This is a genomic window from Curtobacterium sp. MMLR14_010, from assembly GCF_001865015.1.
GTDB lineage: Bacteria > Actinomycetota > Actinomycetes > Actinomycetales > Microbacteriaceae > Curtobacterium.
The window spans coordinates 1-9,061 of sequence record NZ_MJGV01000018.1; the positions used below are offsets into that span (position 1 = coordinate 1).

Consider the following 9,061-nt stretch of genomic DNA (forward strand, 5'->3'; position numbering starts at 1 on the left):
ACGATGTCGTTCCGAGTCGGACCCCGTCGCGCCCGACCACCCCGCGCCCCTCACCACCCCGGCGGGTGCCTCCGCTGCCACCGCACCCGGCGCTCGAGCTGCGCCCCGAGCGCGAGCAGCGTGCGCTCCCCACCCGGCCGCCCGATGAGCTGCACGCCCATCGGCAGCCCGGCACCGTCGGGGTGGTCCGAGGGCGTGACGCCGACCGGCAGCGTGATCGCCGGCAGCCCGGCCACGTTCGCCATCGAGGTCCACGGCGAGTACGCACACTGGCGGCGGAAGTCCTCCTCGGGGTCGTCGCCGTACCACCCGAGCGGCCGGGGCGTGAGCGCCAGCGTCGGGGAGAGCACCGCGTCGAACCGGTCGAACGCCCGGATGACCGTGGCGGAGAACAGGTCCAGCGCCGTCATCGCGTCGAGCACCTGCGTCCCGGTCAACGCCTGTCCCCGAGCGACGAGCCACGACACCAGCGGGGTCAACGCCGACAGGTCGATCCCGGGCGCGGCGGGCAGCCGCGCAGCCGAGGTCTCCCACGCCACCCTGAAGGCCGCACCGTAGGGCACCGAGGGCATCCGGACGTCCTCGATCCCGTGCCCGAGCGCGTCGAACTCCCGGACCGCCGTCGCGACCGCCGCCCGTGCTGCCGGGTCCACGACGACGTCGATCGTGTCGTCCCACGGCGAGCCCTCGAGCACCCCGAGCACGAAGCGCCCCTCGCCCCGCACGGCCGCCGCGGTGAAGGGCCCCTCGCCGACGTCGGGCGTGACGAGCGCGTACGGCACGGGTTCGTCGAGCCCGGTCGGCGCCACGAGCGCGTCGAGCAGCATCCCGGCGTCCGCCACCGAGCGTGTCAGCGGCCCGGCGACCGACAGCCCGCCGACACCAGAGCGCCCGGGCATCGACGGCACCCGACCGCGGCTCGGCTTCAGGCCGACGAGCCCGGTCGCCGCCGCCGGGATCCGCACCGATCCGCCGCCGTCCGACCCGACCGCAGCGGGCAGGAGTCCGGCCGCCACCGCGACGGCGGCACCGCTCGACGAGCCGCCCGGCGCCAGGTCCGTCCCGTAGGGGTTCCGCGTCACGCCGAACCGCGTCTCGGAGGACGACGACATCCCGAACTCCGGCGTCGCGGTCTTGCCGAGGCTCACCGCCCCCGCTGCGTCCAGGGCCGCGACGACCGGGTGGTCCGCCGCCGCCGGGCGCTCCGACAACGACGTGGTCCCGGAGCGCGTGGGGACCCCGGCACGGTCGTACAGGTCCTTGTCCCCGGACGGGAGGCCCCACAGCGGCCTCGACGTCGGCACCAGGTGGCCGAGACGGTCGGCTCGCTCACGGGCGGCGTCCGCCGTGACCGTCACGAAGGCGCCGAGTCCCGGGTCCAACCGCTCGATCCGGGCGAGGTAGTGCTCCGTCGCGTCGCGAGCCGTGGTGTCGCCGCGACGGATCCAGTCCCAGAGGTCCTGCGCGGAGAGGTGGTGGAGTTCGAACACGGCCCGAGCCTATGCGCCGCCCGCCGCAGCACCCGGCCACGACTACGCTCGTCGGGTGACCCGCCGGTACCCGTCCACGATCGCCGCCGCGGTCGAGCACGAGATCGTCATCACGAAGTCCCGCTTCGTCGCCCACGCCGTCCCCGTCACCGGCCCCGCGGACGCCGAGCGCGTCATCGCCGAGATCCGCCGCGCCGCCTGGGACGCCCGCCACCACTGCGTCGCGATGGTCACCGGGGTGCTGGGCGACCAGGCCAGGTCCTCCGACGACGGCGAACCGTCGGGCACGGCCGGGGTCCCGATGCTCGAGGTGCTGCGCCGGCGCGAGCTCACCGACGTCGTGCTCGTGGTCTCGCGGTGGTTCGGCGGCGTCAAGCTCGGCGCCGGCGGGCTCGTGCGGGCGTACTCGACCTCGGCCTCCGAGGCACTCGACCGCGCCACCCTCGTCCGACGCGCAGCCCTGACCGAGGTCACGATCGACGTCGAGCACGGCGATGCCGGCCGCGTCGACAACGTCCTGCGCGACTGGGTCCGCCACCACGACGCCACGCTCGGCACCACGACCTACGGACGGCTGGCGACCTTCGCGCTCGCCGTGTCCGCCGGGGACCTGGACGCGCTCCGCGCCGACCTCGCCGCCGCCTCCGCCGGCGCCCTCGTCCCCGTCGTCGGCGCCGAGACGGTCGTGGACGTCGTCCAGCCCTGAGTCGGCCGCACCCGGTGCACCGGCGGTGGTCGCGACCACCGCCGGACGGGAGGCTCGGTGCCGGGCCGCCACGAGCCTCCCGTCCGTCCCGGTGCCGGACCGCAGCCGCCGCGCGTCCTGGTGCGACGCGACCGCCGCGCGCGTAGCATTGATGAGAACCGATCTCAGAAAGGACGATCATGACCGACACCAGCGCGACCCCCACGAGCGACGACGAGCACCGCATCGCGGAGCACGGCCTGCACGAGCACGAGCACGGCCAGCAGGACGACGACCACGAGACCGTGCAGCACGGCGACCACGTGGACTACCTCCACGACGGCCACAAGCACGCGCTCCACGACGACCACTACGACGAGCACTAGGCACTGACCGCCGCCGTGGGTCCGGGGCTCCCCCAGGCCCGCGGTGGCGTCCGTCGTCAGGCGGTGACGAACAGCGAGACCGCGAGCACCAGTCCACACACGGAGATGGCGATCCGCAGCGGCCCGGGCGGCACGCGGCGGGCGACGGTCGGTCCGATGAGCCCGCCGACCACCGCGCCGATGCCGAGCGGCCACATCGCCGCCCAGACGACGGTGCCGGACAGGATGAAGAGCACGGCGGGCAGGACGTCCGCGGCGAGCAGCAGCACGTTCTTCATCGCGTTCGCCCGGTGCAGCACCAGTTCCCCGTCGAGCAGCAGCACCGCGATCATGAGCACGCCGGCTCCCGCACCGAAGTAGCCGTTGTAGAGGGAGACGGCTGACACGCTCGAGACCGCGGCCGCCGGGCCCAGGCGTTCGCCGCCCCGGCGACGGTCGATCCACGGCTGGACGAGCAGCAGCACCGAGCCCGCCGCCACGAGGAACGGGACCACGTGGTCGAACACGTGCGCCGGCGTGACGAGCAGCAGGACCGCGCCGGCCGTCAACACCCCGGCCGTCAGGGGCAGCCACAGCCGTAGGGCCGGCCCACGGCCCGCGAGGTCGGCTCGCGCCCGCAGCGCCGAACTCGCGCCGCTGCCGAGGAGCGCCACCGAGTTCGTCACGTTCGCGGCCAGCGGCGGGACACCCACCAGGAGCAGGGCGGGGTAGGCCACGAGCGACGTGATCCCGCCGGCCGTCCCGATCACGCCGGCGACGACGCCGGCGGCCAGGAGGAACGCGGCGGTCAGCACGCCACGATCCTGGCACGGTCGAGCCGACGCGTCGCCGTCCCGTGCCCGTCCTTGCTCTGTCCTGTGGGATGGGACGATGGGGGGCATGACCGCCACGCTCGTCGCCAAGGGCCTCGCCGGTGGGTACGCCGCCCGCACGCTGTTCGACTCCCTCGACCTGACGGTCGCACCCGGGGACGTCATCGGCGTCGTCGGCGTGAACGGCGCCGGCAAGTCCACGCTCCTCCGCCTGCTCGCCGGGGTCGACGAGCCGCTCGCGGGCACCGTGTCGCTGGCCCCCACCGACGCCTTCGTCGGCTGGCTGCCGCAGGAGCACGAGCGCGTCGAGGGCGAGACCGTCGCGCAGTACCTCGGCCGCCGCACCGGGTGCACCGCCGCCACCGAGGAGATGGACGCCACGGCCGCCGCGCTCGGGGACCCCGACGCCGGGGCCGATGCCGGCGACCGCTACTCCGTGGCGCTCGACCGGTGGCTCGCCTCGGGCGCGGCCGACCTCGACGAGCGCGTGCCCGCCGTCCTTGCCGACCTCGGGCTCACCGTCGACACCGAGTCGCTGATGACCTCGCTGTCCGGCGGCCAGGCAGCCCGCGTCGGACTCGCCGCGCTGCTGCTCTCCCGTTTCGACATCGTCCTGTTGGACGAGCCCACCAACGACCTGGACCTCGACGGCCTCGCCCGGCTGGAGGACTTCGTGCGCGGCCTCCGCGGCGGCGTCGTGCTCGTCAGCCACGACCGGGAGTTCCTCGCCCGGGCGGTCACGAGCGTCCTCGAGCTCGACCTGGCGCAGTCCTCCAACCGGCTGTTCGGCGGCGGGTACGACTCCTTCCTCGAGGAGCGGGCCATCGCCCGGCAGCACAAGCGCGACGCCTACGACGAGTTCGCCTCGACCAAGGCCGACCTGGTCTCCCGTGCCAGGACACAGCGCGAGTGGTCGAGCCAAGGCGTCCGCAACGCCATGAAGAAGGCGCCCGACAACGACAAGATCCGCCGCAAGGCCGCGTCCGAGTCGAGCGAGAAGCAGGCGCAGAAGGTCCGCCAGATGGAGTCGCGCATCGCCCGACTGGACGAGGTCGACGAGCCCCGCAAGGAGTGGCAGCTCGAGTTCACCATCGGCAAGGCGCCGCGGTCCTCCGCCGTCGTCGCCACCCTGTCGGACGCCACCTTCACCCAGGGCGACTTCACGCTGGGCCCGGTGTCCCTGCAGATCGACGGCGGTGACCGCATCGGCATCACCGGACCGAACGGCGCCGGCAAGTCCACGCTCCTCCGCGCCCTCCTCGGGAAGCAGTCCCCCACGACCGGCACGGCCTCGCTCGGCACGAACGTCGCCGTGGGCGAGGTCGACCAGGCCCGCGCCGTCTTCACCGGGACGACGGCGCTCGCCGAGGTGTTCGAACAGCTCGTGCCCGAAATGGCCACCGCCGAGGTCCGCACCCTGCTCGCGAAGTTCGGGCTGAAGGCCGACCACGTCGCCCGTGCCGCCGGGGAACTCTCGCCCGGCGAACGGACCCGCGCGGGCCTGGCGCTCCTGCAGGCCCGGGGCATCAACGTCCTGGTGCTCGACGAGCCGACGAACCACCTCGACCTGGCCGCGATCGAGCAGCTCGAGCAGGCCCTCGACTCCTACGACGGCACGCTGCTCCTGGTGACCCATGACCGCCGGATGCTCGACACCGTGCGGCTCGACCGGCAGTGGCGGGTCGAGGCGGGGCGTGTCACGGAGCGCTGACGCGCCGCCGCCCCTTTCCCCCCGCAGACAGGGGCGTCTCACGCTCCCCGCTCCTCGAGACGCCGGTGTCTCGCACGCCCAGCACGTCGAGACGCTGGTGTCTCGCACGCCCAAGCCCTCGAGACGCCGGTGTCTCGCACGCCCAGGCCCTCGAGACGCCGGTGTCTCGGTGAAACGGTCCCTGATCGTCCAAACGCCGCCAAAACCCGCGGCGTCTCGACCACGAGGAGGCGTCTCACGCAGACAGGGGTGTCTCGCAGCACCCCAACCCGACCGACCCCACCGAGACACCGGCGTCTCGCATGGACACCGGTGTCCCGCGCAGACAGGGGCGTCTCGCATGCCCAGCACGCCGAGACTGCGAGCCTTCGAGCCTTCGAGACACCGGTGTCTCGCACGCCCAGGCCCTCGAGACGCCGGTGTCTCGGTGAGACGGTCCCTGATCGTCGAAACGCCGCCAAAACCCGCGGCGTCTCGACCACGAGGAGGCGTCTCACGCAGACAGGGGTGTCTCACAGCACCCCGACCCGGCCGACCCCGTCGAGACACCGGCGTCCCGCACCGACACCGGCGTTCTGCGCAGACGGGGGTGTCTCGCAGCACGCCCGACCCGACCTGACACGGCGAGACACCGGCGTCCGGCACAGACAGGGGTGTCTCGGGACCTCCCAGCCCACCGCGCGCAGCCCACCCTCACCATCCTCTGGTGGACTGGACCCGACTGAGGGGGTCGGCATGCATCGGAGGACCTGGCTCGTGGTGGGTATCGCCGCCGCGGCTGTGATCGGCATCGGAGTCACGGTGAGCGTCGTGAACACGCCCGACACCCCACGTGCAGCAACGACCCCGAGCTCGACGCCCTCCCGGGCCACCCCGACGCCGAAGCCCACGCCGACGCTCGCCGCGGTCCCGGCAGCCCCCTCGGCCGCCGAGCTCGCGGCGCTCCCCCTGGCCTTCCACGACGCTGTGGTCCCCGAACTCCTCGACGGCTCGAGCGCCCACCCCGAGGACTCCTGGCAGATCGCCACGCCGACCGCGCAGCTCGTGGCGCTCTACGCCGCTCCCTCGGCCGACGCCCGTCCGGTCGCGACCCTCTCGGCCACGGTGTCGACCATCGAGACCCCGGCAGCGACCGCGGTCTGGGGCCGTTCACCCGGCAAGGACGGCGGGATGCTGCTCATCTCGACCCCGGCGCGGAACCGCACGCCGGGCGACGGCGGGCACCAGGACGCACCCAGTTCCACGTTCGCGTGGGCCCGTGCGTCGGACTTCTCGGTGGTCGACACCGACCGGATGATCAGCGTTGACGTCGCTGCCGGGACCGTCTCGGTTGTGACCCGGGACGGCTCCGTCGAAGCGACCGAGGCCGCGCGCCTCGGGACCCCGGACGACCCCACCCCGACCGCCACCGCGACCTACGTCGAGGCCGCGTACGTCGACCCGCGAGTGACGTACACGCAGGGGAACCCGATCATCCTCACGGGGGCGCACTCGTCACGGATCGCCGACTACGGCGGCAACGCGGCACTCACCGCGCTGCACTACTACCCGGACCCGACCGGCAGCTCGCACGGGTGCGTGCGGATCTCCGCCGGCATGACACGGACGCTCTCGGCGCTGCCCGTCGGCACCCCGATCCGCTTCAGCTGACGCCCGGCGACGTCCGGCAACGTCCGGCAACGTCCGGCATGCCCCTCTGCCTCAGCTGACGGCCAGTCGGAGCCCCAGTCGGTCGACGACCTCGTCGCACTCCTCCTCGGGCGTGCGATCGGCCGCGACCGTGATGTGGGCCTCGTCCTCCTGCGGTGACTCGAGCGTGGCGAGCTGCGACGTCAGCAGGGACGTCGGCATGAAGTGGCCCGAGCGCGCCGCCATCCGGTCGCCGATCAGGGTGGCGTCCGCGGCGACGTGGACGAACACGACGCCGGGCGCACGGAGGACGTCCCGGTAGGAGCGCTTCAGGGCGGAACAGGTCACGACACCGTTCGAGCCGGCATCGAGGTGCCCACGGACCCACGCGGCGACGACGTCGAGCCACGGCCACCGGTCATCGTCGTCGAGCGGCGTGCCCTCCTGCATCTTCGCCACGTTCGCGGGCGGGTGCATCGCGTCTCCCTCGGCGAAGGCCCACCCGAGGCGCTCGGCGACCATCGCCGCGACGGTGGACTTCCCCGAGCCGGAGACGCCCATCACGACCAGGACCCGGGCGTCGGACACGTCGGGCCCGCTCATCGGATGAACACCCCGGCGAGCAGGACTCCGGCGAGGCCGACGACCGAGATGAGGCACTCGAGCACCGTCCAGGTCTTGAACGTCTGCCCGACCGACATGCCGAAGTAGCTCTTCACCAGCCAGAAGCCGGCGTCGTTGACGTGCGAGAGGAACACCGAGCCGGCACCGATCGCGAGGACCAGCAGCGAGACGACCGGCGAGGACAGGTCCTGCGCGATCGGCGCCATGATGCCGGCTGCCGTGACGGTTGCGACCGTGGCCGACCCGGTCGCGACGCGCACGAGCGCCGACACGAGCCAGGCCACCAACAGCACGGAGACCCCGGAGTCCTTGACGGCGTCGGCGATCACCCCGCCGATGCCCGTGTCGATGAGCACCTGCTTGAACCCACCACCGGCACCCACGATGAGGAGCACCCCGGCGACGGGCGGCAGCGCGCTCTCGAGCGACTTCGACACGGCCGACCGGCTCATGCCCCCGCCGATCGCGAAGAACACCATCGCGTACACGGCGGCGATCCCGATCGCGATCATCGGCGTCCCGAGGAAGTCGAGCACCCCGACCCACGCGCCGGCTGCGTCCGGCGCGGTCGCCTCACGGATGGCCTGCGCGAGCATGAGCACCACCGGCAGCAGGATGCCGATGAGCGCCACCGTGAACGACGGCGTGCGCGGCTCGCTGATCACCCGCGTGAAGTCGCTCTTGCCGTTCGGCAACGACGCAGTGTCCGCCGACGGCCGGCTGCGGCGCGCCTGGCGCCCCTCGTGGGCCGGGTCCTGGGGCGCGGCGCCGGCTGCCGAGCCACCCCGCGAGCCGAAGAGGTCCGGTGCGGGCACGTCGACCCAGCGGGCGGCGAACCGGCTGAACAGCGGACCGGCGAGGATGATGACCGGGATCGCGAGCACGATGCCGAAGGCGAGCGTCGTGCCGAGGTCCGCCCCGACGGTGGAGATCGCGACGAGCGGCCCGGGGTGCGGCGGCACGAAGGCGTGCATCGTGGACAGACCGGCCAGGGCCGGGACGGCGATCCGCATCACCGGGACGTCGCTCCGCTTGGCGACGAGGACGATGATCGGGATGAGGAGCACCAGACCGACCTCGAAGAACATGGGCAAACCGATCAGTGCTCCGATCAGCGCCATCGTCCACGGCAGCGCCGCCCTGGACGACCGTCGGACCAGGGTGTCGACGACCCGGTCGGCCGCGCCGGAGTCGACGAGCATCTTGCCGAACATCGAGCCGAGGCCGACCAGGATGCCGACGCTCGTCATGGTGTCGCCGAACCCCGTGCCGAAGCTCGTCACGGCCTTGTCCGGCGCCAGGCCCGCGCCGATGCCGACGCCGAGCGCGCCGATCGTCAGCGCGATGAACGGGTGCACCTTAAGCCAGGTGATGAGCACGATGATGACGACGATGCCGACCAGGGCGGCGACGATCAGCTGCGGGACGGGGCCGGCGGGGTCGACCGTCGGAGTACCGGCGGCGACGACGTAGCCGCCGACGGATCCGCTCGTGGTGAGGAGGTGCGGCATCGGTGCCCCTTCCTGGAGCCACGGCTTCGCGACTCGGTTGCATTCGTCCACGGTTCGGCGCTGACCGTCGCCCCGTGATAAATCTGATTAATCACACTACACGGCCGTCGCGCCGCGCGGCACACGCTCGTCCGGGCAGTATGCCGCTGTGATGGACAGCGCGTCACCCTGACGCGTCCGGCGTCCTGCAGGGAGGAACGATGACCACGTCCC

8 protein-coding genes are annotated in these 9,061 nt (G+C 73.0%); 4 read left to right on the forward strand and 4 right to left on the reverse strand.

The window, feature by feature from the left end; all coding sequences use genetic code 11:
* Positions 1 to 50: 50 nt before the first annotated feature.
* Positions 51 to 1,490 carry an amidase gene (locus BIU98_RS02605; RefSeq protein WP_071271041.1) on the reverse strand — a complete coding sequence of 480 codons (1,440 nt, stop codon included), beginning with the start codon at positions 1,488 to 1,490 and terminating at the stop codon, positions 51 to 53.
* A gap of 55 nt (positions 1,491 to 1,545) precedes the next feature.
* On the opposite strand from BIU98_RS02605, the gene BIU98_RS02610 reads away from it, so the two are divergent.
* Positions 1,546 to 2,196: a YigZ family protein gene (locus tag BIU98_RS02610; RefSeq protein WP_071271044.1), complete on the forward strand. Its 651-nt coding sequence runs from the start codon at positions 1,546 to 1,548 to the stop codon at positions 2,194 to 2,196.
* A gap of 179 nt (positions 2,197 to 2,375) precedes the next feature.
* A complete protein-coding gene (locus BIU98_RS02615; protein ID WP_071271047.1) occupies positions 2,376 to 2,561 on the forward strand; it encodes a zinc transporter permease in 186 nt (61 codons plus the stop codon).
* Positions 2,562 to 2,617: 56 nt separating this feature from the next.
* On the opposite strand, the gene BIU98_RS02620 is transcribed toward BIU98_RS02615, so the two are convergent.
* Entirely contained in the window at positions 2,618 to 3,355 is a 738-nt protein-coding gene (locus BIU98_RS02620; RefSeq protein ID WP_217635658.1) for a sulfite exporter TauE/SafE family protein, read from the reverse strand.
* Positions 3,356 to 3,440: 85 nt separating this feature from the next.
* Between BIU98_RS02620 and BIU98_RS02625 the strand changes: the two genes are divergently transcribed.
* Together BIU98_RS02625 and BIU98_RS02630 are read left to right on the forward strand one after the other, a co-directional pair.
* Positions 3,441 to 5,084 (forward strand): ABC-F family ATP-binding cassette domain-containing protein, encoded by a 1,644-nt coding sequence (locus BIU98_RS02625; protein WP_071271050.1) that lies wholly within the window; start codon positions 3,441 to 3,443, stop codon positions 5,082 to 5,084.
* Between the two features lie 735 nt (positions 5,085 to 5,819).
* On the forward strand, positions 5,820 to 6,734 hold the full coding sequence (locus BIU98_RS02630) for a L,D-transpeptidase (RefSeq protein WP_175481275.1): 915 nt from the start codon (positions 5,820 to 5,822) through the stop codon (positions 6,732 to 6,734).
* Between the two features lie 51 nt (positions 6,735 to 6,785).
* Here BIU98_RS02630 and BIU98_RS02635 read toward each other — a convergent pair whose 3' ends face one another.
* Both BIU98_RS02635 and BIU98_RS02640 read right to left on the reverse strand, forming a co-directional pair.
* Positions 6,786 to 7,316 (reverse strand): gluconokinase, encoded by a 531-nt coding sequence (locus BIU98_RS02635; RefSeq protein ID WP_071271056.1) that lies wholly within the window; start codon positions 7,314 to 7,316, stop codon positions 6,786 to 6,788.
* Positions 7,313 to 8,848 (reverse strand): GntP family permease, encoded by a 1,536-nt coding sequence (locus tag BIU98_RS02640; RefSeq protein ID WP_083392906.1) that lies wholly within the window; start codon positions 8,846 to 8,848, stop codon positions 7,313 to 7,315. The genes BIU98_RS02635 and BIU98_RS02640 overlap by 4 nt, the downstream gene beginning before the upstream one ends.
* Positions 8,849 to 9,061 lie beyond the last annotated feature (213 nt).

Coding starts and splice junctions, on each gene's coding strand:
- BIU98_RS02615 (WP_071271047.1), top strand. CDS start 2,376: ATGACCGACACCAGCGCGACCCCCACGAGCGACGACGAGCACCGCATC.
- BIU98_RS02625 (WP_071271050.1), top strand. CDS start 3,441: ATGACCGCCACGCTCGTCGCCAAGGGCCTCGCCGGTGGGTACGCCGCC.
- BIU98_RS02640 (WP_083392906.1), bottom strand. CDS start 8,848: ATGCCGCACCTCCTCACCACGAGCGGATCCGTCGGCGGCTACGTCGTC.
- BIU98_RS02635 (WP_071271056.1), bottom strand. CDS start 7,316: ATGAGCGGGCCCGACGTGTCCGACGCCCGGGTCCTGGTCGTGATGGGC.
- BIU98_RS02630 (WP_175481275.1), top strand. CDS start 5,820: ATGCATCGGAGGACCTGGCTCGTGGTGGGTATCGCCGCCGCGGCTGTG.